Origin of the sequence: Photobacterium sp. 1_MG-2023 (genome assembly GCF_030547945.1) — a bacterium.
Lineage (GTDB): Bacteria > Pseudomonadota > Gammaproteobacteria > Enterobacterales > Vibrionaceae > Photobacterium.
The window spans coordinates 111,346-134,963 of the sequence record NZ_JAUORR010000007.1 but is presented as its reverse complement, the minus strand read 5'-3'; the positions used below and the strand labels follow the sequence as shown (position 1 = coordinate 134,963).

The 23,618-nt window shown below is 51.9% G+C and carries 23 protein-coding genes; 6 read left to right on the top strand and 17 right to left on the bottom strand.

Annotated features, from left to right (window positions below; genetic code table 11):
- Nucleotides 1-23: 23 nt before the first annotated feature.
- From traN to Q4579_RS08830, 3 genes are all read right to left on the bottom strand, one after another.
- Nucleotides 24-2,822 carry a conjugal transfer mating pair stabilization protein TraN gene (traN, locus tag Q4579_RS08840; RefSeq protein WP_303563308.1) on the bottom strand — a complete coding sequence of 933 codons (2,799 nt, stop codon included), beginning with the start codon at nt 2,820-2,822 and terminating at the stop codon, nt 24-26.
- Between the two features lie 86 nt (nt 2,823-2,908).
- Complete coding sequence (locus tag Q4579_RS08835; RefSeq protein ID WP_303563306.1) at nt 2,909-3,451, bottom strand: FlhC family transcriptional regulator; 543 nt, start codon at nt 3,449-3,451, stop codon at nt 2,909-2,911.
- Between the two features lie 2 nt (nt 3,452-3,453).
- The gene (locus Q4579_RS08830) at nt 3,454-3,642 is read right to left on the bottom strand and encodes a hypothetical protein (protein ID WP_069140158.1); all 189 of its coding nucleotides are present in this window, start codon (nt 3,640-3,642) and stop codon (nt 3,454-3,456) included.
- A 171-nt stretch (nt 3,643-3,813) separates the two neighbouring features.
- Between Q4579_RS08830 and Q4579_RS08825 the strand changes: the two genes are divergently transcribed.
- Entirely contained in the window at nt 3,814-4,074 is a 261-nt protein-coding gene (locus tag Q4579_RS08825) for a hypothetical protein (RefSeq protein ID WP_303563304.1), read from the top strand.
- A gap of 50 nt (nt 4,075-4,124) precedes the next feature.
- On the opposite strand, the gene Q4579_RS08820 is transcribed toward Q4579_RS08825, so the two are convergent.
- Nucleotides 4,125-4,481 (bottom strand): hypothetical protein, encoded by a 357-nt coding sequence (locus Q4579_RS08820; protein ID WP_303563303.1) that lies wholly within the window; start codon nt 4,479-4,481, stop codon nt 4,125-4,127.
- Nucleotides 4,478-7,915 (bottom strand): conjugal transfer protein TraG N-terminal domain-containing protein, encoded by a 3,438-nt coding sequence (locus Q4579_RS08815; protein WP_303563302.1) that lies wholly within the window; start codon nt 7,913-7,915, stop codon nt 4,478-4,480. The genes Q4579_RS08820 and Q4579_RS08815 overlap by 4 nt, the downstream gene beginning before the upstream one ends.
- 209 nt (nt 7,916-8,124) lie before the next feature.
- Here Q4579_RS08815 and Q4579_RS08810 point away from each other — a divergent pair, with 209 nt between their 5' ends.
- From Q4579_RS08810 to Q4579_RS08795, 3 genes are all read left to right on the top strand, one after another.
- Nucleotides 8,125-9,000 carry a hypothetical protein gene (locus Q4579_RS08810; protein WP_303563301.1) on the top strand — a complete coding sequence of 292 codons (876 nt, stop codon included), beginning with the start codon at nt 8,125-8,127 and terminating at the stop codon, nt 8,998-9,000.
- A complete protein-coding gene (locus Q4579_RS08805) occupies nt 8,997-9,392 on the top strand; it encodes a transglutaminase domain-containing protein (protein ID WP_303563300.1) in 396 nt (131 codons plus the stop codon). The genes Q4579_RS08810 and Q4579_RS08805 overlap by 4 nt, the downstream gene beginning before the upstream one ends.
- Nucleotides 9,393-9,604: 212 nt before the next feature.
- The gene (locus Q4579_RS08795) at nt 9,605-9,763 is read left to right on the top strand and encodes a hypothetical protein (RefSeq protein WP_303563298.1); all 159 of its coding nucleotides are present in this window, start codon (nt 9,605-9,607) and stop codon (nt 9,761-9,763) included.
- A gap of 30 nt (nt 9,764-9,793) precedes the next feature.
- On the opposite strand, the gene Q4579_RS08790 is transcribed toward Q4579_RS08795, so the two are convergent.
- From Q4579_RS08790 to Q4579_RS08740, 11 genes are all read right to left on the bottom strand, one after another.
- Nucleotides 9,794-9,985 (bottom strand): hypothetical protein, encoded by a 192-nt coding sequence (locus Q4579_RS08790; protein WP_175215566.1) that lies wholly within the window; start codon nt 9,983-9,985, stop codon nt 9,794-9,796.
- A gap of 59 nt (nt 9,986-10,044) precedes the next feature.
- Nucleotides 10,045-10,314 (bottom strand): hypothetical protein, encoded by a 270-nt coding sequence (locus Q4579_RS08785; protein WP_046127286.1) that lies wholly within the window; start codon nt 10,312-10,314, stop codon nt 10,045-10,047.
- 101 nt (nt 10,315-10,415) lie between these two features.
- Complete coding sequence (locus Q4579_RS08780) at nt 10,416-10,733, bottom strand: hypothetical protein (RefSeq protein WP_303563297.1); 318 nt, start codon at nt 10,731-10,733, stop codon at nt 10,416-10,418.
- A gap of 78 nt (nt 10,734-10,811) precedes the next feature.
- The gene (locus Q4579_RS08775; protein WP_074448774.1) at nt 10,812-11,066 is read right to left on the bottom strand and encodes a hypothetical protein; all 255 of its coding nucleotides are present in this window, start codon (nt 11,064-11,066) and stop codon (nt 10,812-10,814) included.
- A gap of 798 nt (nt 11,067-11,864) precedes the next feature.
- Nucleotides 11,865-12,830 carry an integrase domain-containing protein gene (locus tag Q4579_RS08770; protein WP_368501973.1) on the bottom strand — a complete coding sequence of 322 codons (966 nt, stop codon included), beginning with the start codon at nt 12,828-12,830 and terminating at the stop codon, nt 11,865-11,867.
- Between the two features lie 1,124 nt (nt 12,831-13,954).
- Nucleotides 13,955-17,107, bottom strand: coding sequence for a DEAD/DEAH box helicase (locus Q4579_RS08765; protein ID WP_303563295.1), 3,153 nt, complete (start codon nt 17,105-17,107; stop codon nt 13,955-13,957).
- Nucleotides 17,097-17,945 carry a Hachiman antiphage defense system protein HamA gene (locus Q4579_RS08760; RefSeq protein WP_303563294.1) on the bottom strand — a complete coding sequence of 283 codons (849 nt, stop codon included), beginning with the start codon at nt 17,943-17,945 and terminating at the stop codon, nt 17,097-17,099. The genes Q4579_RS08765 and Q4579_RS08760 overlap by 11 nt, the downstream gene beginning before the upstream one ends.
- Nucleotides 17,946-18,014: 69 nt before the next feature.
- On the bottom strand, nt 18,015-18,341 hold the full coding sequence (locus Q4579_RS08755) for a HigA family addiction module antitoxin (RefSeq protein WP_175215573.1): 327 nt from the start codon (nt 18,339-18,341) through the stop codon (nt 18,015-18,017).
- A gap of 14 nt (nt 18,342-18,355) precedes the next feature.
- Nucleotides 18,356-18,649 carry a type II toxin-antitoxin system RelE/ParE family toxin gene (locus Q4579_RS08750; RefSeq protein WP_303563292.1) on the bottom strand — a complete coding sequence of 98 codons (294 nt, stop codon included), beginning with the start codon at nt 18,647-18,649 and terminating at the stop codon, nt 18,356-18,358.
- 129 nt (nt 18,650-18,778) lie between these two features.
- Nucleotides 18,779-19,990 (bottom strand): site-specific integrase, encoded by a 1,212-nt coding sequence (locus Q4579_RS08745; RefSeq protein ID WP_303563291.1) that lies wholly within the window; start codon nt 19,988-19,990, stop codon nt 18,779-18,781.
- 171 nt (nt 19,991-20,161) lie between these two features.
- Complete coding sequence (locus Q4579_RS08740) at nt 20,162-21,025, bottom strand: YicC/YloC family endoribonuclease (protein WP_303563290.1); 864 nt, start codon at nt 21,023-21,025, stop codon at nt 20,162-20,164.
- A gap of 189 nt (nt 21,026-21,214) precedes the next feature.
- Here Q4579_RS08740 and rph point away from each other — a divergent pair, with 189 nt between their 5' ends.
- Both rph and pyrE read left to right on the top strand, forming a co-directional pair.
- On the top strand, nt 21,215-21,931 hold the full coding sequence (gene rph / locus Q4579_RS08735; RefSeq protein WP_303563289.1) for a ribonuclease PH: 717 nt from the start codon (nt 21,215-21,217) through the stop codon (nt 21,929-21,931).
- 120 nt (nt 21,932-22,051) lie between these two features.
- Entirely contained in the window at nt 22,052-22,693 is a 642-nt protein-coding gene (pyrE, locus tag Q4579_RS08730) for an orotate phosphoribosyltransferase (RefSeq protein ID WP_211646514.1), read from the top strand.
- A gap of 180 nt (nt 22,694-22,873) precedes the next feature.
- Here pyrE and slmA read toward each other — a convergent pair whose 3' ends face one another.
- Nucleotides 22,874-23,464 carry a nucleoid occlusion factor SlmA gene (gene slmA, locus Q4579_RS08725; RefSeq protein WP_303563288.1) on the bottom strand — a complete coding sequence of 197 codons (591 nt, stop codon included), beginning with the start codon at nt 23,462-23,464 and terminating at the stop codon, nt 22,874-22,876.
- Nucleotides 23,465-23,618: the final 154 nt, after the last annotated feature.

Below are 23,618 nucleotides of genomic sequence, written 5' to 3'. Positions count from 1 at the left end.
TGCTGGCTTTAACGGGGTGGATCTCAATTCGAGCCGTCCCAGTCCGGGAAGATCTCGGACGCCAAGTCGCGCCGCGCCTTATCTACGTCGACGCCGTTCAAGCGTTCGAGTGTCCTTTCCTGGGCGTTCTTACGGCTACCGTCAATGTTGAAGTTGCTACCGGCTCCGGTCAGGCTGTCGAGGTTTAGCGAGTTCGGGTCCGGAAACTTGCCGTTCTGTTGCAGAATCCCAAGCCACTCGTCCAGGTTGACCTTGCTCCAGTCAATCTCTGCGATATTATCCAGCGGGATACCGCCGCATTGGGGATTCTCGGCGTTCCCGAAGTCCATGCCTAGCTGAGGACGAACCTGCTCCTGGAAAATGCGGGACAAAGGTGAATTGAAGCAGCAGTAAGCCTCGCGTTTCTCGATACAGGCTCCGAGCACCTTGGACTTGCAGTAAGAGCCGACATAGGAACAGTTCTTGAGAGCTCTCTTGGCATTCATCGTGAACTCTTCCTCCTCGCACTTCCAAATCATTTGGGTCATGACCATGGCTACGACATAGACCGTGTAGATAGTCATGGCGGTGCTCAACCAGGTTGCGGCGCTTTCCATCAAGCCTTCCTGGGCCAATTTCCCTGCACCTCCGGCAGCGGCCTCTTGAGTGGCGGCATCCTGCCCGAGGGACTTCATGACATCGGCCATGACCTCTTTGACTTGTTCCGTTAACTGGTCAATCAGTTCGTCAACGAATTGCTCCACGGGTTGATAGAAGGAATCGACCGCGCCAGACATATTTTCGATGTAACTGGCGAAGGGCTTGGTAACCTCCGTCCAGCTTTCCAATACCGGCTCCCGGAGGATCTGGTAGGCGCCTTTGATCGCCGATGGGTTGGCTTCCGACCCAAGCGCCATGATGGCACCGTCGAGCTTTGGCACGGCCATGATCAGGTTCAGATAGTCGGCCAGCGAGATATTGGATGGCTTCTCGCAGCAATCCGACACCCCGCCCACGGCGATCTTGCACTCGCCGGCTTCACCGGCAAAGGCGGAACAAATAACGTTCTCATCGCCGGTGGGATTATTATCGCCGTCCAGCCCGGTGCAACTCATGTCCTGGGTCATGAACTGCGCCGCGTTGAGCAGTGCCGTGGCGCGTGCGAAGTCCGTGCTCTGGGTCTTTGTCACGTCAAGACAATCGTCTCCCATGCAGCGGATGGGTCCACCGCACTGGTATTCGGTTTCCTTCTCCAATGTCGGGACCGCGACATCGCTACCGCAGTCATAGGTATCTTCATGCACGTAGCAGGTACTGGATGCGCCCTCGGCCCCATCCACGCACTTGGAACTGATAAATCCGCACTGCGGGTTATTCTCGAATTCGGTACAGCTATTGAGATTACCGCCCGAGTTGACCGGGCAATGGGTCTCACCCTGGGGATCGGTCCAGCATTCCATCTGCCCCTTATAGAAATCGTAATCAGCTTTGACTCGGGCTTTCTTGCAGAGCTTTGGAATACCAGATAGCGGTGACGGTTTGAGCTGGGATTCGCAGATTTTGATGCCGTTGATAACGGTGCAGCCGCTTGCATCCGTTGGGTCGTCAATGCAGGCAATCTCGCCCTCTGCGAAACCGTCGATGACGCCTTTGGCCGAGTCCATACAGCTTTGCGGAGACCATTCATCCTTGGTGATGGCTTTGGCCGGGTCGTAGTGGATTTTGATACGACCAAACCCCTCGCCATTGCCAGTGACAGAAACTCTGATCTTGAATGTCACGACATCGCCGTCATTGACGTTCTTGAAGTATGGGGTCACATCGACATTCGGGTTACGCTCCCAACTCGTGGAGAGCTCACACTTACCCGCTGTCTCTGGCGGGAAGTTGTTGTTCGGCCCCTGCCAAACCTTGGTTTCCTGGCCGGATTTCCCCACCCAGACCTGCATGTAGTCGTCCCACTTGGCGTATTCAAGCGTTGCGGACACGATGGCGTCAGGGTTACTGACTTGGACCCGCGTGAATTCCTCGTAGATCTTGCAGTTTCCACCCCAGTAGTTGTCGCCCACCCGGCCAATCCACAGTTCGGTACACCCCTCGCCACAGGATTTCAGGTTGTAGGGACCATCGTAGTGCTTTACCACCGAGGCATCGTAGTCGTGGACGACCTCGCAATCTGCGCTCTGGTCCACAACACGCTGACAGCGTTCGTACTCCGGAATATGGGCGTTAATCGTGCCCTGGTTGATCGTTGTCTCGGCGGAACAATCTCCGAATCCTCCGGCAATCAGATCCATGTCCTCGTAGGTCTTCTTGCTGAGGTTCAGCATCGGATCATTGGTGAAGTCAGGACGCGAGCGGTTGGCCGCATCGAGGAGCACTTTGTAGGCGGCGCCTGAGATGGATGGATCGGCACTATTCGCGTCGGACCAAAGAGCCCCCTTGGCGCTGTTGCCCACGTCGTCCATGTCGTCGCCGGAATCATAAATACCCTGGAGCATGTCAACATCGGGTTTGTTGGCATCCGGGAAATAGTAGCTCTCGGGTTGGCCGTCACCGCCGCTGGTTCCTGGAAACAGGTCATTCACATTGATCTGGCTTCCGCCATTCATCTGGAATTGACCGTCTTTCAGCGTCGGCATCGAGATCGTGCCGTTTTGGACCGAACCAGAGTTAGCTCTGAACGAGTTGGCGAGGTCTTGACCAAAGGCCTGGGCTTCTTTCCCAACGGAGGAGATGTCCGGATTCTGACCGCCGGTGGCGTATGCATTGGTCGGCAGTACCGACATTGTGACCGTAAGCAGCGAGGCCACCGTTCTCATGAAGAGTGTTTGGTTTCTCATAGCATGGCTCTCAATAAAATCTTGAGCACCATGCTATTCGCCTGAAGTAATAAACCTCCTACGCCAAACTGCCCAATTGAGGAAAATCATGCCGCTTTACTTTTGTCGGCGACACAAAACGGACACTCCACGCAGGTTCTTTGGTTGACCGAGGTAAAGTACGTGCATTCGCAATTACCGCACTCCTCAAGCATGGCATCACCACATCTGAGTTCGGATGCCAAGCACCAGGCATCGGTGATATCGAAGGGAGCCCATCGAGCCCCTTTCATTCCAGGAACTTCCTTGCGAATCGCGTGATACATACGAAACGCCTTGTTCAGTGCCTTGATATCAATCGATCTGATCACGTCCTCGCCACCAATATTGCGGTAAAGCTGCATCAGCAGTGACGCCTGAATCTTGGAGGTGTGACTGTGGATAAGCGTGGCTCCACCACGGAATGTACGTGATCTGCGTTCCAGCTCGTATCCATCGCTTTCGATGTCCTGATATAACCTGCGTACCTGTTTGTACGTCAGACCCGTCTCGATCATGATGATCTTGGTGATGTAGCCAGCCAGGGCCATGTGGCGTGCGGCTATCCATCGGCCTAGCCACCCTGATTTATAATCCGTGCTTTTCTCCATTGTTAGGCTTCCTTGCTATTGGCGAACAAATTTCGGTATTGCATCCACAACGCTGCTATTACTGCTGGAAGAGCTGCCGCGTAAAGCCAATTGCTTCGCTCCACCCCGTCAAGCGTAATCAGCGACGCGACAGACAAGGAAAAGAGGGCGGCAACGAACCAGACTAGTTTGTTTTTCTTGGTGTTCTTCATCACATATCTCCTACGATGAAATTAGGGTTTCAATTCCTTTCTATCACGAAAGTTCAGATATGCAACGCCAAATACTGTGTTTTTTTACAGTATCATTTTTTGATACTTTGAAGACTTGCAGTTTCAGGTAATAATGAAATATTGGTCATAGAATGACCGGAGGCATTCAATATGAAACGTATATTTGGATGGGGCATAGTGCTAGCAACTTTGTTCGTTGCATACAAAGTTGCGGGAAGCGGGGGGCTTATTCTGTCCTTAATCCCATTAACTATTCTTATCAGCATCTTTGCGAGCAGGTGCCCCAGTGATGCATCTTCACAAGATGACAGTTTTCAGGAATCGGCAAACCTTGATGATCCGGAAGACGTGAGTGTTCCCATTCCTGATGCTTTGGATATAGGCGCCGACTGGCGGGGAATCCCTTATTGAGAGAACTTGCGTTATGTAGCGTCTTTCCTGTCAGTCTTCCCCGCCGTTGATTAACCTTCAACTCGAAGGATTAGTTTACCGTCCTTGCAAACTAATACGGGGCGGTGCTGGGCTCGACTAAGCATCCCCCGCAATAAATGCGGACAAATACCGGTTTCCCTACTGGCGACCTTTAAGGCTTCCGCACTGGTCACCAGGGCATCACCAGCTCGCTCCACTGGAGTTACAAGCCAATCCCCGTATCCTTCCAGCATCATCAGTTTCAGTGTATTGATGACCAAGATCGGAGTGATAGGGCCGCACACTTCATGAGCTTCTAGCAGGCTATCCATTCTTGCCCATACCTGTTCCAGTTCGTCCTGAAGCTGGCGTTCCCGAAGTTTCAGTTGGACCAGTGCCGTATTCATGAACCACCTCCCTGCTTAACTGCAAAATAGCGCGAAACTGGAGCCAGATACCCCCCGGCCTGCTCTCGTCCGGCTCCGGCGGCGGACTCAATGATATCCGCTGCTTTGTTTGCCAAGGCGTCATCCCCCATTTCACGCCGGAGTTGAGCTCGATACTCCTGCTCCTTTCCATCGCTTGCGCCTAGTATGGACGATGCAAACAACCGTGCTCCCGCCTCCGAATGGAGGCCATGCTCTTGTATCGCGGTCTGCATGGCCAAATTGCGGAACTCATCTCCGTACTGCTGAACAAAGGCCTGCGCATGCTCTGCACCTGCTTCGCTCGCACTAGCAAACGCTGCCGCGAAGAACATACCACGCTCGCGAACCGACATGCCCTTGGCCGCCTCGGATAGGTCCGATTTCCCGGTGAGCCATTCCTTGGCCGCATAGAAACCGGAAACGCCTGCTCCGATAATGTCCCTACCCAGATTGGCCGCACCAGTAGCCAGGAATCCTGGAAGGCCATACTGATCTTTGATGTACTGATCTCCCTTGTGTGCGTCGGCAATAAACTGATCGCGCTGCTCGGGCGTCATCCGTGCCAGTTGGTTCATCGAGTTGGCAAAGTCATTTGAGAACCCATCCATGGCCGCCCCTGAGCCGCCAACGATCTTGTCGAAGAATCGACCAGCCCCTTCGGACGAGGCAAAGATATTGGATGCGATGGATGGTTCTACATTGGAGTTCATTATCTGCGTTCTCAGTGACCCCAATCGCTCATCCTGGAACGACTCCTTTTGATTGGCATGAACGTCCTGTACTCGGCTCATATTCTTGTCATGCTGCTGGAAAACCGCCTCCTCGCCAGGCACACTGCCATAGGCCTGGGTACGCTGCCTCTCGGTCATACGACTGGGGTCTTGGATTTTCTGGGTGTTGGAAAGGCCGGTGATTGCCGGAGCTTGCTGGACAAGCAACTGGTTCTCGTTAAACCGCCCCACACCCAGTGTGACGACACCACCTGTAGCCGCCGAGATGGCCTCAGCCGCAACAGCCTGCTCCGCTCCCTTGCCTGAATTCAAAAGCGCGTATATTTGTCCACCGGCTAATGCCTGCGCGGAGTCCATTCCCAGAGCCTGATAAAACCGTGCTTTTTCGGCAGCGGCCTGACGAGTCTCTGGCGATGCCATACGCATTCCATTCTGTAACATGGTGCTTGCGGCTTGACTATCAACGGTAGAGGCCGCCAATGCCCGCATATCCATTTGACTGGCCGTGCCAATTGAGCTTTGAGCAGCTGAAAGGCGCTGATAAGTATTTTGAGCGCTAACGGCTTGTGTCGCGGATTGGGAAAGTTGCTCGCGTTGTTCCTCACCCAATGAATTGGTGAACCGCTGGCCTGACTCGGTGTTGGTTTGTCGCGCCAGATCTTGGGTCAACGCGGCGGAATCATCCTTAGAAAAGCCCAAGTTTTTTGCCAGCTTATCCAGATCTGTGGTCAATCGCTGACGCTGATCCGTCGTCTTGGATTCAGCAGACCCCGAAACATCTCCCTGTACTTTCAATGGCGCGTCTTTGCCAACTGCTCCCGACGCAGCAGCGATTCGACCTATTGGCCCACCAATCACCGCAGCAAGCTTACCTGCATCAACTGATCCTGAAGCCTTCATAGCGATGGCACCAGCTATGGCATCAGTATGTGTTTCCGACAATCCGTACTGCCGTGCGTAATCCTGAGCCTGACCGTAAATTGCCTTGGCCTGACTCGAATCGGATGCCCTAAGAGTTTGGCCCAGCCCCTGCAACCTGGCGTAGCTCTGTTCAGCCGATGCCCCGGAGAAAACCGAGTTTGATAGCTGCTCTGAGAAATTCCGCGTAGCTTGGGCAGATGCGGCTTGGCTGCTGCTAACCACCGAACTCAGGGTTTGTCCTATGTTCACCTTATCGACAAGCGACTCGGCCCCTGACGCCATGGCACCACTGAACTGGTTATATGAGAACGCTGGCTGGCCTTTCATTACCGGATCTTGCTGCAAAAGATCAGGCGTTTGCATTTTCTCGTTCACATGGTCACCGCCATTTATGCGCGAGGCAAGGCCAGTAAAGGCGTAAGTGCTGCCTGTGACAATGAACAAGGAAATTATTGGTGTAGCCGCAGCCAGCATCCCACCCGTTGCGATCCAGTGTTGCAGGACGTCACCTGTCGATGACAGTGCATACATAGAGTCGAGCCCGGCGCTACTCAAGCTAGACATATCCTTAGATGCCGCCGTATGAACAAACAAGTTGATAATAGACAGAACTGGCATCCAAAGCTGAATCCATAAGATTGTTTGCACATATTTACTAGCTAACTGGAGGCCAGAGCTGCCCATCACAATGATAAAGGCGATAATCGGTGTGATGGCATAGATGAACCCTTCAAAGAAGGTCAACATAGGGCGAACCACCGTCATGAACATGGACTGTTCCGCTGCCCATTGTGTGTTCCGTTGCTGAATGGCCTGATTAATCATTAATGCCGAGCTATAGTCCTGTAAGTCTTGATAGCGGCCAGAGGCTGCCTCGTAATAAAGGGGTTCTAGTACGGCGGCTTTCAGGTAGTCGATTGACGAGGTGGTTGTGGCTCCCATTGCTTGAAGTGAATCAGTAAGCTTTGTGATAGAGTTATTACCCGTTGATGTATCAATGTCTAACAGGTTGTTTAGCGCATTCACCACCACCGGACTGTTCAGATTATCAGTAGCACCACTAATGGCGAACCATCCATCTGTGCAGGTGTAATCAGCTCCGTCGGGAGTGGATGTAGATAGGTAAAGACGAGTGCCATAGAGCTGGGAATTAAACCGAAGTGCTGTCTCGGTAGGACTATTCATAAGTTCATCCAGAGACATCAGTTTAAGGTCAACCTTGGTCAGTGTGCATTCACGGATGTAGTTGTTCCAGGACAGGCGCACATCGACGTATCCACCGCCATTAGCCGCATTGAGAGCGGTGAAGACTCCGGTATCATAAGCTCTTCTGCGAACGTCATTCAGCAGCTTTAAAGTCTCCGAGAAGTGGCTTTCCGTAACGTTCGGTACGATGACCCCGTATCCGGTCTCGAAGAGGTTGGTAATGGTGTATCCCACGTTGGAGATCATCCCGCCCGCAAACCCAACCAGTAGAGGGACGTTGGCAACAACACGAACCTCGCCAGTATAGGCGTCTTCAATGGTAACCGTCGTGGTCGGCCCAAAGGAGCAGGCATAAATGACCCAGCCCAGCAAGACCTGCTGGAAGTTGATTTGTTTTGCTCCCTGAAAAACTGATTGGATACAGATGATGAGCACGCCGAGCAGCAGGCCAATGCTCACCATTTTCTCGAAGTCCCCGGTACCAGTGATCATGGACACCGCAATCAGGATTTGCTCCAAGAATGCCGAGTCCCCGATAGAGTGAATTGTAAACATAGGCGTATTCTCCCGAAATTTGGAGATAGCCTATTCGCTCAATCCTCTTTACCACGACTCTGTAACTGCCCAATTTTGGCGTTTTACCCAATTATCCCAACTTTGTCCGGTAAGAACATATTTCCATTTTTTTCAAGATGATGCCTGCATGTTATTGCGTTTTTGAAGACCTATGGCAACCTAATCCAATTGTTATAGGAGAAACCTCAATGACGAAGAAATTAACCGTAATAATTCTTGCAGCCGGACTGGCCTCAGGCTGTGCAACGACGACAAGCAGCTACCAATACAAGGGAGACCATAGTCTCGCTTACAACTTGGCTAAGGCCGGAGACCTCTACGACGCCAGGGATTACGACATCCCCAGGGACCAACGAGACGGCCTTATCAGCAAGGGATGGGATGTCACGGGTGACGCACTGCTTTTCAATTCCGGACATGGGCTTGGATTGGACTGGGGCAAGTCACTGGGCTTGGGTCTGTTAACCAGTGCCTTTGCACCAAAGGGCGTTATGGAGCGAGACAGCGTATTTGGCTGGGTTCCGGAAACACAAGCAGGTGATGCCGGAGAAGCCTGGGAACTGATGTCGAACACCCTGCTCGATGGCATTGAGAAGTCCTTACGGCAGGCGAATGTCAAATACATTGTCGATAACAGGAATCTACACCAGGACCTTCCCCTAGTGTCGGAGTACATTTTTTCCTCGGTGCGGATTGTCGCTCCCGAGCACGGTTGTCCTGACTGGGAAACCGCCAATCGAGACTATGATCAGTCCTGTTATGTGGCCACGACCGTGTATGCCCCCACAAAGGCGCCGAGAAAAGCTCCTGATTTTGTGGCAGGCGAGCAGAGCGGTTATGGCTTCTATGCGGATGACGAAACGGATTACTCCCGCATCAAAGTGAACATCCCCAAGGGTTCCAGCCTGGACAAGAACCAGTTGCTTGCAGGCATCAGCCGGGAGCTTCCGTCATGGGCATTCATCTTCGTTGCATCGCAAAAGCTGGACACCGGCGGCTACACTGCACCGGTGATCCTGACAGCAGGGAAGGCGGAACTATTCATCACACCGGACCAAGGATGAGCGTGTGGCATGATGCCCTGGAGATCGGTCTGCTTCCTCTGGAAGAGACCGGCCTCGACTGTGATGGCATGACGTATGTGATCAGCCACGTGCTTCGGAAAGCCGACATCCCACATCGGTGCTACATGGGCTATGTGAAAGACGAGAAACGTGGCGACCTGGTGGCGCCGCACTGCTGGGTCGAACTGGAGGGCGATGGTGATTGGATTGTCGATCTCCGGCTACGTACCTGGTTGGGAGATGATGACGAGGTACTTCATGGGGGGTTCCAACTTGCCGGGTGGTCCAGATTCACCTACAGGGGGCAGTCCATGGCAGGTATCGATCTGGATGAAGAGGCGGTCGAGGCCATGACCGACGGAAAACTTTCACATGTGAAAGTTCATAGATGATGCAATGTGGGTGCGCTACATGTCACGCAAGGGCTTCAACGCTCAGAACCGTTTTTTCCGGGATTTGTTATAGAGATACAAACTTCCAAAGGTCACCACGGTAAAAAATGCGAGCAAACTCAGCATGGCAATTGTGAATGCATCCATGATACTCATCCTCTCTATCCAAACGTTCTATAATCAGATTTTAACTAAACTAGCGAGGTATTCCAGTGGCAAGAACACTAGAGCAACTCTTGGAGCAGGAGAAACCCGAAGTTGTGGCCGAGGCCAAACGCATGGCATCAGAAATGCTCCGTATCGTGGATGAGCAGACGACGGCCAAACAGGATCATGAAGCCAATTCTGTAGTTGCCCCTTCGCAGAAATAACAAAGGGCCAGACAGGCTGGCCCTTTGTTATTATCGAGGCGCATATCCCGATTCAGCAAGACTCTTCTGCAATGCAGATAAAGCCTCTCTCATCAAATACGCATCGTCGTCATCCACCGCATTGATCCGAACCTCGTTCCAGCCGATACGCTTAACGAGTTGAGCCAAAGCCCAGGCATGGCGATCAGATAACTCAGTGGTGATTGTGATGGTGTCTTCCATTTTTCCTACTTAAATAGCAGGAGGGGAAGCCCCCAGGGCCTCCCCTGAGGGTTTTGCGATTAATGGACCAAGAACGGTTCATCGCTGTCACTCTCAGCAATCGTCAAATCGATAGTGAAAGTGATTTCGACGCGATCCACGGTCAGGTTGAACTCGCGAGCGTGTTCAACCAGATTGTTTCGAAACACGGTTTCCGCCTCGTCATGGGATAAGGCCTCCACCGTTTCAGCCACCAACTCGCCTTCTTTCCCGGTGTAATTGACCTCGCGGTAATACACGCGGCCACATACGTCGAACTGATGGATTTCTTTTTGAGTTTGTCCCAGCATTTTCATTCTCCAAGAGTTTAAAAGCCGGGACTTAGCCCAACCGGGCAAAGTACCCGGCAGGGTGATTTAAGATAACAAGGGCTATCGTTCTGAAAGGTTATTCACACCTTGGCTGACAAAAACTTCTTGTTGGAAGCAATTGCAGCTCGCTCAGAAACCAGTTCCCCTTCAAGTGGCGCGCATTCGATAGCATCGAAAACGCCGGATTGATTGCTACCGGAGGTAGCTCTCAACCATTCTCCGTTCAATGAACTGCTGACAGTAGCCAGCGGACTGACGATCCGTACGGGCCGCGTTTTTCTCAAAGACCGATATACCGCCATCGACGCCGCGTTTAATAGCTTGGCAACGATGGAAGCTCCGAAAGCAATGACGCCAACGGTAACAATCATGATCAAAACGAAAGTGGAAAAGTACATAAACACCTCCAATTAATTTGGAATTGAAGGGGCTACACCGCGTAACCGGTGAACCCCGGTTACGGGATAGGAAAGGAATTATTGGACGGTATTGAACCAATCTGCGATTGGTTCAAATTTGTCACCCCATTCCATGATTTTCACGAAGTCTTCTGAGTTATCAGCTCTCGCCAATCCGCAGTAAGTTTTCGTATGACGACCATCAAGACACCGCAATACGGTGATATGAAGTGGTTCGCCAGATTCAGTTCTAGCGGCTGTTACCCCACGCCGTTGATGAACATGTGCATCATTAAGTGGAAGAATCAAACCGTTAACTTCGATTTTTGACATACAACACCTCAAATTTCTTTGAGGGTTCTCCCTTAACCGGAGAACCCCCGGTTAAGGGAAGGATTTAAGTTTGCTGTTTGTTTTTGGCGACCAGCTATCGCGCTCACTCAGCCTTAGGCTGAAGTTGTGAACACTGTAACAGCCAAGGCGTCGGGGGATACTCGCTGGAACTGCCCTTTTTGGGCGCATAGGTCAATAATTGAGATGAAGGAACTTTGTAGAAGGGAGAAGTTGATGCGGCATCTGGCGAATATGGGCCTTCTGATTCTGCTCATCCTAGGGCTGGTTGTCGCTGCCTATAAGCCTGGTATGGCGCTAGTGTTGTTGGTGATCTTGGGTATCTTTCGCCTGGCTCGGCTTCGAAAGAACGCCGTAGCGGGCAGTAAGGAGAGCAGTTCTCGACGTCGAAAGAAAAAGAGGAAAGGAGGATTCCAGGAGTCCTATGACTATGACCAGAGGTGTCACATCGGTACGAGTGAGGATTAACCCGGCGCTCCACCATCTTTTGGCCGGGGAGGATCGCCAGCGCGACCAAGCAATTCCCACAGGAGTCGGAACGCATAGAAGTGATCGCGCAATGTCGGCGCACTCAGTCTCTGGTGCCTAGCGTAGTATCTGTGGATATGGGCTCTTCCGACCTGGGACGGGGATTTGACGCCTTTCTCATTGGCCGCAATGTCCTCCAAGGCCGCTATCAGACGTTTCACCATCGCCCGCCTTGCGGTCTTTCCGCCATGGCGGACATAGACATGTGATCTTTCTCTAACCCATTTTTCCATTGGTTCCTCCTGATATTACTTACCCCAGATAGGAGTTGGTTACGTCGATACGCCCGTGGCCCAGCTCTCGCGCAACCTCCGACCGGATCTCTTTGTCCAGCATCCTGGCGTGGGCCACGGATACCCCAAGTTCCTTGGCAAGGTATTCATGATGGGCACGGCCATGCTTTATTCCGGCTTTTACCGGGCATTCCGCGCCCAGCAGGTACCGGTAGCGGGTTTGAGCGTAGTGGTGCCGTTCGCCGTGGAAGTTCACCGGATGGCGGCCAATCTCCCGGTATGCTTCTTGCCGGAACTCACGATAATTCTGCTCGGCGGGGATCATGCTGCGGCCATCCTGTATGGCGGCGACTCGCTGGAGCGCCGTAATTTGAGCATCACTGGTGATCGGAACAGTGCGCGCCCGGCCCCCCTTGGTACCATCCTTTATGCTCATGGAGCCGGTTTTCTCGGCCTCTCTTAGTGCCCTGGCAGCATCCAGCTTCGCCGATTCCTCGAACCGCAGACCAAAATTACGCTGTAGTTCCAGCAAAGCCCCAAGGCGCTCGGAGACCGCACCCATAGCGGCATTATGGGCCGCTTCCGAAACACTTCGGTTGCCAGTGGCGATACCTGAGCGCTTTGGAAGTCCACCCTCGGAGACGGGGTCTACACGTACCTGACGGTCGCCTCGCGCAATCTCCATCACCCGATTCACTGCGCTCAGGTAGTTCTGCGCCGTGGATGGCGCGATTTCTCCCCGCTCAAAGCGATCATTAAGGTGCGCCGCATAAGCGACCAAATGAACCTTTTCTATATCACGCATGTCCTTAATGCCCTGTTCGGACTTAATCCAGGTGCTAAACACGCTCCATCGGTCGTGGATCGTGGCTATGGACTGGAAACTCTTCATACCTTCCTTCAGTGCATTCAGGCCTGCTTTGCCCATATCGCGACTTCGGAGACCAAAATTCCGGGAATCCGGATTAGTCCGCTCTGAGCGCATCGTGTGCTCCTTATGATCTTGTTAATCAACGTGTTGCTGGCCCGTCCGTACTCGGTGGTAAGTGAAACGCAGTTTTTAATTAGCTCTGCATGCTAAGGCCAGCGCTGGGGATCTCGCCCAGGCACAGGGCAGATAAACCGATGCCCACGGTCGTTTCATACGAGCGGTACTGCTATGGAGCGAACTACTCATTCCACTCGCTGGTCTGTTCCGACGGAACAAACTGCCAGCAGATCCGGCTGGTACTGTCGTGTCATTCTCTGGAAAGGAAGCGCGAAGCGCGCCAACCGCCGAAGGCGGTATTGTTCGCGCACATTCGTGCGCGGGGCGAAAGCCTTGAGCTGTTGAGGCACAAGGCTTCCGTCGGGGGCTATACCCCCGTCTCTGTTTACGCCTGCGGCGACAGAGACGGGGTGGAGCATCGAGTAAGCCGGAAAACCAGCACTCGTTCTGACGGATGAGGGAGGCCCTCTTGTATTTGGCCGCTCGGAATTGAGCACCAGGAACGCGACATAGCTGTCAGCCAAGTCACGATATGGAAGCCTGGTCGTTTGCGGAATGCACAAACGCAGGCAGCAGCAGATCGCTGCAAGCACAGTGATGATAAACATCTGATTTTCCTCCGGGGAGATAGGTTTTAGACGGAGGAGTACCCCTAGGGGACAGTCCCCCTGAGGGTTAGCGAAGTGAAGGCAAACGCCTTGAATTTGGAAAAATGCTGTTTTGGGCCAGCTACCGTTTACAGCTTATATATTAATCAAGCTGATAGAGCCGTCAAGCCCATCGTAAAGTCGCTTTTCGGTGGCTTTTCAGTATCTTCTAAGCTCTGAGAAGAAGCATCCACAAATCAAGAAGTCGCTTTTTGATTGGTTTTCGATAGTGGCACAGTAGCTCTCAGTTCAATCTTTAAAGTAAAGTATCCAAAAGCGATTTTTGGATGCTGTTTAGATGTTTAACCGGGCTAGCTAGAAATGGCTATACGTAGCCCAAATACTCAGTTTGAGGGCTTGTGGAAGAGTCATCTCATCAAAGGAAATCAGAGCACACCTCTGACAATGGTCTGATCAGTCAGGAAAGAAGGACGAGGTTAGCTCGTCCAGTTGATTTCAGAGGGGCGTTGTTTATCAGAAAATAAACCCATTCATCCTCTCATGGAAATAACTTGGATATTTTTCTATCGTAGCAGAAGCCGCGTCTCGCTTTTGTTTAAAGGTATTAATCAAATCATCCTTTTGTGTTTCAATAAGACCCATTTCTTTTGCAATGCCTTGGGAAACCACACGATCAGAAAATCCGAGTTCATAAAGGGAGATGGCAGTTTCTGTAGGCAAGCCATATTTGAGACGCTTTTGGAAAAGTTGTAGCTTACTTATAAGCTCTCCAGCCTCTTTTTGGTCTGATGCCCCCACGAATTCACATAATGCGCCTACTAAGAGAGCTCCTTCGTAGGCAAGCGTACCTTCGCAAACATCGACAACATGGTCGACCTTGAACTCTCGCCGTCGGGTGCCCCAAATCATCTTACATTTTCGCTCACGAATGATTTTGAGGAGATCGTTAAAGGGCCTTCCATTGATCCATCCATGCGCGATTTCTTTAAGAACCTCCGGTTTATCGAACTTTGTGAACACTCCCCCGTTGATATGCTGGGTAAGCAATGGCCAGACAAGATCGAGCGCTTCTGTTTCATCATCAATCGAAAGCAGTCTGTCAACGTTGGCTTGAACCCATCCCTCAATGGCTTGGGCATCCCGAATTCCGTAAAGCGTCCTGCCGTAGATTTTGCGGCGAGCCGGATCTGTGATATTTGCCGATATGTTCCCAGCGAGAAGCTGAAACAACTCGCGGATATGCTCCTTTTTCTGATCATCGGCCAGGAAGAAAGCCAGAGTCCCTTCGGCCAGACGGGTCACATCAGCTTCCGAAAGACCATCCTCGGATTCATCCCAATGGGATAACAGGAAGCTCTCGACGGCACAGATGAGGCTGATTCTCCAGGCGACCTGCCGCTCGACACCATCTCGTGAGAATCCTTTGTTCCTATGTTGTGCGGCTATCCTAGCAGCATACTGGGTAACTTCATCGGGATCGTTGATATAGGCCTTGGCAAAATCCAGAGCCTCCATTGTGATGATGAATTTCTCGTCATCACTCTTGATGGCGTCGAAGATCGATAAGAGGTTACTAATACATGGCTCTGAATTAGAAGGCTCAAGGAGTTCTTTCACTTGCTCCCAGCGCCACTTGTCCCTACGGACCTTTCGCCTATCATAGATTACCGGATCTGCAAACAGAATACTGCCTTCAGTATGCATCCCGGCGCGACCCGCTCGGCCAATGAGGTTGTGGAAATCGCGAACTTTGATGCGCTCCATACCTTGGTAAACACTGGTCACGATGAGATATCGAATCGGAAGATTTACGCCCTGTGCCAATGTGGATGTGCAAACAACGAATCGCACAAGGTCGTTGCGCATGGCATGCTCCACCGCCAGACGGATACCGTGCGGCGTATTGCCATGATGGGAGAAAATGCCGTGAGCCGCGCTTTGTGACGCCGGGGCGTCAGCGCCGAGATTTTCGACATGAAGATGTCTCAGCCGCTCAACTTCCTGGGTGTCAGAGAAATCTGACGGCAAGGCCAAGGGGGCGCCTCGTTCGATAATATCGACGATTTTATCGCAGATGCTTGCTGCTGTTGATTTCCTCCCACAAAAGATAGCGATACTGCCATTCGGGGCCAATCTCAACCCTAGGTAAAGTGCTACTGTTTTCCCAAAATCAGGATTTGGCTTGCCATTAGGTTTCATCGCTTGTTCTGGAAAAAAACGTTCAGTTGTTTCCCTTGGTTTCCGTCCAAGAGTGAATCTTTCGATTACCCTCGGAACGAAAAACTCGCCTTGTTCGGCATCACGGCTGTCGACGTATTCGATCCTTCCCAATTGATCAAGCCAGCTCGCGAATCCGACTGACCTGAAGGTCGGAATCAGAGTCGTGCCTTCAACAACATTGGGTTCCCCGTTCAGCCACTCTCCGACAGACTTGGCGTTGCTGATAACAGCCGAGATTAACACCTTCTGAGTTCTTTCAGGGATCATTGAGCGCAACGATGTCAGGAGTAGTTCGTATGTTATGCCTCTGGTGCCGCTGTCAAACTGGTGGCCTTCGTCAAAAACTAATAGCCCAATGTGATCAGCCAGCTCTGGAGCATGCCTAAGGACGTAAAGCAGCTTCTCGGGAGTAACAACAAGGATCTGTTGGTGTCCCAAGAGCTCGGCAATTTCGAAGTCGGTCTGTAGGGCATCGGATAATTCATCCACCTTAGTGGGTTCGTTGTGGCACGCCTCAATGAGACTGTTTTTTATCTCATGGCATAGTGCCCGAAACGGAGCGATGATAATGGCCAGTGCCACGCGATCTGCCAGAAACGCGCTACGAAGAATAAGCTCGGTTGCTTTTGTTTTTCCCGCACTGGTAGGCATTTGAACGATAGCAGATTTACCTTTGAGAACATCTGCTCTTCCCAAAAGGTGTTGTGCTGGCCACAACTCTTTGATGAAAGACTTCTTCTGAATAGAGGGTTGCCATTTATCTCTTGAAAGCCCTGAATAGAAAGGGAGAGCAATCCAACAGGAGTTCTGAATTTTTTTTCTGATTAGGGCGGTAGCAATATCACCGAGAAGAAGCTGCCTAGGAGAACCTAATTCATAAACAGCACCCCTTAGCTTTCTAAGCTGGTCGAGGATTTCTTTTTCACCAGTGCCATTTTGTACAAACTGGACTAGCGCCTCGAAAACGACATCAATATAATTTCCGAGTTTTCCCTCTGCACCACCAAAATATGTAGATATATCTCCTCGCAACATCCAAAAAATTAGATTTTCCAGGCCGTAGGCATCTAGATCTGGGAAATCAGCATCTACTTTCCGGGCTAGTACCGAGGCGCTTCCAGGTAAATCACAAAGATAGTACGAAGAAGCTCCAACTAGTAAGAGATACGGATCTAGACTTTCATTCAACTTTGACTGGACATACGAATCAAAAAAATGGGCAGAGAAGAGTAGGCTTCTCCTCAGTTCCGAGAGTAACTCAGGGTCCGGATTGTCTCGGTTCATTGTGGCGGCAAGGTCACCCAGTAGCCCGATCGAAATAGGGAAAAGCTTGGCTGGATCTTGTATGATTTTGATGTGATGTTCTTCCGGAACATTATACTCGATCATCTTGGCCTTTGACCGTGTGACGCCAAGCAGTAGTTGGGATTTCTGTTCAGGCTTCATCCGCAGCCCTCCTGTAGAGCTCGTGGACCAAAGCCATCATGTCGGGCCCCTTTATAACCAAGAGGACAAGATTTTCACCGTTTGGATGAGAGATATGTTCCTTTGATTTTGGAGACTTCGGGATTGTCTCGCAATTCGAAGACCCTATGACATTCGCATCAAAGTGTTCATCTGAGATGATTGCCGCAGCACCAAAGGACTCTTTATATGGAATGTCAACTGGATTTTGGAATCGATCAATTAGCTGAGCTTGCTCTCTGCTTCCTTTATCGAATAGCTTTTGCTTAATGAAGTGGAGCGATTCACCTATTCTAAGGTGATCTTTTGCTGAATCATTAATAGCATCTTGTAACCTGTTTTTCCCAGATCCTGAGAACTGAGTCTTGGCTTCGAATACAGTCAGAAGGTCTTCTGGAGACGTCGAGTAATCCTGATTGCGGAAGCGAAAACCAATAACGTCGCTGCCCTTGGGTGACTCATCTCGGACAACCTTCGACGACCACCGTACTCTGGGAACCCAGAAGCCGAGACGCCATTGAAGATAGTCGGCAACGAGAATTTCACCAAAATCACCTGCTCGGATTCCAGGGCCAAGCTTTGTAGAGCTACAAGGGAATTTAAGTGTATTGAGATAGTCTTTACGAGATTGTTGACCTCTGAGGAAGTCTATATCGGTGTCCAAGCAGTAGTGGTTGCGAAAGTGTTTTGCCCAAGCGGAGAGTATAGCCTCGTCTTTCTCATGACGGAACGCCCAAACTTCTACCTCCTTGCCATTGGCAGTTTTCAGTCGTTCACCCGTATCAATGAGCCAGTTAATATGCGCCGAAGTCCAAGGCATTTGTTATAATAATCCTTATATGTTGCGACCACCTTAGACCGCATGATCATACCGTTATGGTCTTATCTGCTAAATAAGTGCTTCCCTCTTTTCTAAGAGAGGTGTTACTCGTTTAACATTCTTTGCTTCCTGCTCAAAGGCTCTATGCCGAACATCCCACAACTCTACTGAGTGCTGAATATTGAGCCAGAACTCCGGCGTATTACCCAAGGCCGCAGCCAGCTTGATTGCCATGGGCGCGGTCAAAGCCCCCTTGTCGTGAACGATCCGACTCAGGGTGTTTCTGTGTACACCCATGGCTTCAGCCAGTTCGTTGATCTCAATGTTCATAGGCTCCAGGAACTCGGTCACCAGCATCTGACCGACCGTTACTGGGCGACGTTTTGTGTTCCTCATAACCTTATCCTCCACTAGCCCCTGTAAACATGGGGGTCCAGATAGGTATCTTGGGCAATGCCATCGATCCATCTGAAGATCAGCCGGTATTGCTTGTTTACCCGGATGGAACACCACCCGGCCATATTCCCTTCAAGGTGCTCGAAGCGGTTACCCGGAGGGATTCTCAAGTCTGACTCCTGGGTTGCTGCGTCTAAGATCTCCAGCTTCCTGAACAATGCCCCCTCGATGGTGCTGGGTATCTTCCTGTGGCTTTGGTCATCCTCGTAAAACGCTTCCAGCCACGAGTCTCTGAATTCGACAGCCATATCGTGCGATTCTCTTTACTTCATGATATGCACAACATCATTGTGCGTCAACTGGCTTATTTCTGACTGGAGTGTCCAAGATGGTCACTCCAATCGTTGGTATATGGGATGGTTGCACGGACAAGCCGCCTATAGGTATGGCGAGACCAGATCGGCTACCTTCTGGTGAGCCGCTTTCCGCTCCTCGAAGTACTCATGCCTGTCATAGATACCATCTACTCCTCCCTGCCGATGGTTGGTGCAGAGACGCGCAATGTGACGCGGCGTCCCAACCGAGGAGGCCAGGCTTCTGAAAGTTCGTCTGAGATCATGGACGGTGAAGTGCTTGATGTCGCCCATCACGTTGGGTGGCTGGATCTTTCGTCCGGCTTCTCGTCCAAACAGCTTGGAGATCGCGCGATTCAGTGTGTCAGGCCCCATATGGGGCAGTTTGCTGCGGCGCCTGGCTGGGAAAACGTACTCAGAACCCAGTGATCTTACTTTGAGCTCATTCAGCCACTCCATTGCTTGGCCTGGCAGAGGGATAGAGATGGGGATTCCGGTCTTTACCCGCCTCTCGGGCATGTGCCAAACATACTGCTCCAGATCAAATTCTGACCAAGGGGCCTCGCACAACTCGCTCTTCCGGTTCCCGAGCACCAGGAACAGGCAGCATGACAGGTAGTTGTCTCTGCCAAAGCTGTTCAGATGCTTCCTGAAAATTTTGAATACCTGTTCTACTTCGTCCAGCTTCAGCGCCCTGGCTCGGGATTCTTCGAGTCCTCCTGCATCGTTGATGGTGAAGGGTGATGCAGGATTGTTTGCGGTCAGCTCAAGCTTTACTGCGTGGTTGAAGAGCTGCTTCATGTATCCCAAGGTGTCGTTCGCAACGGTTGGACGCCCGCTGTCTCTGACTCGATGGATGACTTCGCGAACATCAAGGGCCGTTACATCATGAATCTTGAGCTCACCGATGACGGGTTTGATGTCTTTGTTGAAAATCCTGGCCGGAATCTTGGGGTGCTTCAATCTGGGCAGCAAGTCATTCGTGTACCAATCCTGGAACAAGTCATCGACACTGCTGATCCCGATCCATTTCTGGCGTTGTTTGGCGACCAGCGGGTCGACTCCTTGGCGGAGTTCGCGCTTGAAGACTTCTGCTTCTGTCCGAGCATCTGCCAGTGACATGTCGGCATACTGGCCCAGTGTCATCTGCTTGCGTTTGCCATCCACGCTGTACCTTAACGCCCAGTACGGGCTTCCCGAGTCTGGGACGACGAAGTACAGCCCTTTACCGTCTGACTTTCGTATCGGCTCCCCAGACTTTGCAAGTGCGGCGACTTGCTTTGCTGTCATGGCCATAGGCCCTCCTGTTACTCACCATTTGATGTGAGTATACAGAGCCATTACTCACCAGTTAACTCACCGCATGGATGAAACAAGATGAAACGAGGCAGGACAGGATGAAAAACAAAAGCCCTGTAAAATCAAGGCTTTGTTAATAATTGGAAAGCGTTGGAAAGCAAGGGAAAACTACTCAATATTCTGAATCTGCTCGCGCATCTGTTCGATCAGCACTTTGAGTTCAACGGCTGAGGCGGTGATCTCTGTGTTGATGGACTTAGAGGCGAGGGTGTTCGATTCGCGGTTGAATTCCTGCATCATGAAGTCCAGGCGTCGGCCACAGGCGCCGCCTTTTTTCAGAATTTTGTGCGTTTCTTTCACATGGGAATCGAGACGGTCCAGCTCTTCAGCAACATCGCTTTTCTGGGCCAGCAGGATCAGTTCCTGTTCGATGCGGTTCGCGTCCAGCTCGATCTTGGCTTCTTCCAGACGGTTCAGAATCCGCTCGCGTTGCCATTGCATCACTTCCGGCATCAGCGCGCGCACTTTGGTGGCTTCTGTTGTGATGGCATCCAGACGCTGGTCGATCAGATCTTTCATATTGGCGCCTTCGCTGGCACGGGCCGCGATGAAATCATCGAGCGCACCGTCAAATGCGGTCAGCAGCTCCTGATTGATGGCGTCCATATCCTGCTCCGGCGTTTCCATCACGCCCGGCCAGTTCAGCACCTGAAACGGACCGATGTTGCCTTCACCGGCGGTTTCTTTCACCCAGCTGGCGGCTTTGATCACCTGCTTGGCTAGAGATTCATTGATACGCAGTTCTGTGCTGGCAGCCGGGTTGGCTTCAAAGCGCAGGCTGCATTCCACCTTGCCGCGTGCCAGACGCTGACGAAAACGCTCGCGCAGCACAGGTTCCAGGCTGCGAAACTGCTCAGGCAGACGCAGGTAAGTTTCCAGATATCGTTGGTTTACCGAACGGATTTCCCAAACGGCGCTGCCCCAGTCGCCTTTTACTTCGCGACGGGCATAGGCGGTCATGCTGTGAATCATTGGCTATCGGCCCTTAAGAAATGATGGCTTGATTATACGTGCCAGTACGAATAATGGAAATTGATCCGCAGCGGGAAGGCAAGTTCGGGGATGCAAGGGCGGGGAGATCTGGCTATAATCGCCGGTTAATGTCAGGCCGCCCTCCGGTGGCCCGGTCCCAGCTCATAATAGCAACCAAGGTGAAGCCCGATGCGTCCAAGCGGAAGAAGTGCCAGTCAAGTTCGCCCGATTACCATTACCCGTCATTTCACAGCCCATGCCGAAGGCTCGGTGCTGGTTGAATTCGGCGACACCAAGGTGATTTGTACCGCCAGTGTTGAAGAAAGCGTGCCGCGCTGGCTGAAAGGCAAAGGCCAGGGCTGGGTCACGGCAGAATACGGCATGCTGCCCCGTGCGACACATTCCCGGAACCGTCGTGAGGCGGCCAATGGGAAACAGGGTGGGCGCACACTGGAAATTCAGCGCCTGATTGCCCGCAGCCTGCGTGCAGCGGTTGATCTGGAAGTGCTGGGCGAGCAGATGATCACGGTCGACTGTGATGTGATTCAGGCGGATGGCGGAACGCGCACGGCTTCGATTACCGGTGCGATGGTTGCGCTGACCGATGCGATCCAGGTGATGATGGAAAAAGGCCTGCTGAAGAAAAATCCGCTGAAAACCTCCATTGCTGCGGTCTCGGTGGGAATTTATGAAGGCACTGCCGTTTGCGATCTGGATTATGCCGAAGATTCCAATGCCGAAACCGACATGAATGTGATCATGAACCGGGAAGGCAACATCATTGAGATTCAGGGGACAGCGGAAGGGGAAGCCTTCAGTACCGAAGAACTGATGGCCATGCTGTCGCTGGCGAAAGACGGCATTGCCGAGATCATCAAAGTCCAGCAGGCATCGCTGGAAAGTTAATGTTTTTGGAGCGGTTCCTGTTGGAGCCGCTTTTTTTTGCCTGTAGCCCATGGATCTGCAGGTTTGCCAGCCGGAAACTGAATCCGGCCGGTGATGCGATTAACCGCTTGAGGAGAAACAATGAAAGCATATCAACGCCAGTTTATTGAATTTGCATTGGAAAAAGGTGTTCTGAAGTTTGGTGAGTTCACCTTGAAATCTGGCCGGAAGAGCCCGTATTTTTTCAATGCCGGTCTGTTCAACACCGGCCGTGATCTGGCGCGTCTGGGGCGCTTTTATGCGGCGGCGCTGGCAGATTCCGGCATCGCGTTTGATGTGCTCTTTGGCCCGGCCTACAAAGGCATTCCGATTGCGACCACCACGGCGGTTGCGCTGGCAGACCATCACGAGGTAGATACGCCTTACTGTTTTAACCGGAAGGAAGCCAAGGATCATGGCGAAGGCGGCAATCTGGTCGGCAGCCCGCTGGCAGGGCGTATCATGCTGGTCGATGATGTGATCACCGCAGGTACGGCGATTCGTGAGTCGATGGAAATCATCCAGGCCCATGGCGCAGATCTGGCCGGTGTGCTGGTGGCCATTGACCGTCAGGAAAAAGGTAAGGGCGAGCTGTCGGCGATTCAGGAAGTGGAACGCGATTTTGGCTGTGCTGTCATTTCCATTGTGTCGCTGGGTGATGTCGTCAGCTATCTGGAAGCGCAGGACGGCATGGAAACCCATCTGGAAGCGGTGAAGGCGTACCGGGCTGAATACGGGATCTGATTCTAATTCTTTTCAGCACGAACCACGAAGGGCTGGCAGCGATGCCAGCCTTTTTTGATCCTTTGGAGTGATCGGGTCGTCGAGCTGAAAAGGGAAGAGAGAAAGTTATACCAATCAAAGTCAGTCAGTGATCAAACATTTGAACAAGCTAGGATGATCAGTGATTGACTGAGATGGGTATTAACTCAACTGATTGGTCAGCAGATCCCAGTAAGCATCGAAATTGTCATTCGGCTTATGGCGGAAACTGGAGCGCACATAGCGGTTAAAGCTGCCTTCGACCTGACCCAACAGCTGGGCAGACAGAATATTTTCGTCAATCGGGAAGCCTCGGCCTTCACGGAGTTTACGCTCGCGCAGAATCTGGCGCAGCTGGGTTTCAATCCGCTCAAACAGCTGGTTGATACGCGATTGCAGCCGGTCCTGTTCAAACATCAGGGCATGGCCGGTCATAATCCGGGTCAAACCAGGGTTGCGCTCTGCGAATACCAGCAGCAGTTGCAGCACCATACGCAGTCGGGTCATGGTGTCTTTTTCGTCATCCAGGATCCGGTTGATGCGTGTGGTAATTGAATCTTCAATAAACTCAATCAGGCCTTCAAACATACGGGCCTTGCTGGGAAAGTGGCGATACAGGGCCGCTTCTGAAACTCCGACCTGAGCGGCCAGTTTCGCGGTGGTAATGCGTTGGCTGCCCTGGTTGGATTCCAGCATTTCAGCCAAAGCCTGCAAGATTTCTTCGCGGCGGTTGTTTTTTTTATTGCCAGCCATGAATAACCGTTCCTTTTCGATGTAAGACTGTGTCCGGACAGAAAAACCTGAGTATCTTAGCCATGCAAGCAGGGCATGGAAAGTGTCTGAATCCGGCAGTGTTATCTCTATCGGCAGCCAGCGTGTCAGCTTGAGAGCTGGCTGCCAAAAAAGC

What these genes read in the sequence shown, in the direction of transcription:
- Q4579_RS08805 (WP_303563300.1), top strand. Translation starts at nt 8,997, where the DNA reads ATGAGCGTGTGGCATGATGCCCTGGAGATCGGTCTGCTTCCTCTGGAA.
- Q4579_RS08820 (WP_303563303.1), bottom strand. Translation starts at nt 4,481, where the DNA reads ATGAATACGGCACTGGTCCAACTGAAACTTCGGGAACGCCAGCTTCAG.
- Q4579_RS08770 (WP_368501973.1), bottom strand. Translation starts at nt 12,830, where the DNA reads ATGCGCTCAGAGCGGACTAATCCGGATTCCCGGAATTTTGGTCTCCGA.
- slmA (WP_303563288.1), bottom strand. Translation starts at nt 23,464, where the DNA reads ATGGCTGGCAATAAAAAAAACAACCGCCGCGAAGAAATCTTGCAGGCT.
- Q4579_RS08825 (WP_303563304.1), top strand. Translation starts at nt 3,814, where the DNA reads ATGAAACGTATATTTGGATGGGGCATAGTGCTAGCAACTTTGTTCGTT.
- pyrE (WP_211646514.1), top strand. Translation starts at nt 22,052, where the DNA reads ATGAAAGCATATCAACGCCAGTTTATTGAATTTGCATTGGAAAAAGGT.
- Q4579_RS08755 (WP_175215573.1), bottom strand. Translation starts at nt 18,341, where the DNA reads ATGAGGAACACAAAACGTCGCCCAGTAACGGTCGGTCAGATGCTGGTG.
- Q4579_RS08740 (WP_303563290.1), bottom strand. Translation starts at nt 21,025, where the DNA reads ATGATTCACAGCATGACCGCCTATGCCCGTCGCGAAGTAAAAGGCGAC.
- Q4579_RS08775 (WP_074448774.1), bottom strand. Translation starts at nt 11,066, where the DNA reads ATGTCAAAAATCGAAGTTAACGGTTTGATTCTTCCACTTAATGATGCA.
- rph (WP_303563289.1), top strand. Translation starts at nt 21,215, where the DNA reads ATGCGTCCAAGCGGAAGAAGTGCCAGTCAAGTTCGCCCGATTACCATT.
- Q4579_RS08785 (WP_046127286.1), bottom strand. Translation starts at nt 10,314, where the DNA reads ATGCTGGGACAAACTCAAAAAGAAATCCATCAGTTCGACGTATGTGGC.
- Q4579_RS08745 (WP_303563291.1), bottom strand. Translation starts at nt 19,990, where the DNA reads ATGGCCATGACAGCAAAGCAAGTCGCCGCACTTGCAAAGTCTGGGGAG.
- Q4579_RS08790 (WP_175215566.1), bottom strand. Translation starts at nt 9,985, where the DNA reads ATGGAAGACACCATCACAATCACCACTGAGTTATCTGATCGCCATGCC.
- traN (WP_303563308.1), bottom strand. Translation starts at nt 2,822, where the DNA reads ATGAGAAACCAAACACTCTTCATGAGAACGGTGGCCTCGCTGCTTACG.
- Q4579_RS08765 (WP_303563295.1), bottom strand. Translation starts at nt 17,107, where the DNA reads ATGAAGCCTGAACAGAAATCCCAACTACTGCTTGGCGTCACACGGTCA.
- Q4579_RS08835 (WP_303563306.1), bottom strand. Translation starts at nt 3,451, where the DNA reads ATGGAGAAAAGCACGGATTATAAATCAGGGTGGCTAGGCCGATGGATA.
- Q4579_RS08815 (WP_303563302.1), bottom strand. Translation starts at nt 7,915, where the DNA reads ATGTTTACAATTCACTCTATCGGGGACTCGGCATTCTTGGAGCAAATC.
- Q4579_RS08780 (WP_303563297.1), bottom strand. Translation starts at nt 10,733, where the DNA reads ATGTACTTTTCCACTTTCGTTTTGATCATGATTGTTACCGTTGGCGTC.
- Q4579_RS08810 (WP_303563301.1), top strand. Translation starts at nt 8,125, where the DNA reads ATGACGAAGAAATTAACCGTAATAATTCTTGCAGCCGGACTGGCCTCA.
- Q4579_RS08750 (WP_303563292.1), bottom strand. Translation starts at nt 18,649, where the DNA reads ATGGCTGTCGAATTCAGAGACTCGTGGCTGGAAGCGTTTTACGAGGAT.
- Q4579_RS08760 (WP_303563294.1), bottom strand. Translation starts at nt 17,945, where the DNA reads ATGCCTTGGACTTCGGCGCATATTAACTGGCTCATTGATACGGGTGAA.
- Q4579_RS08830 (WP_069140158.1), bottom strand. Translation starts at nt 3,642, where the DNA reads ATGAAGAACACCAAGAAAAACAAACTAGTCTGGTTCGTTGCCGCCCTC.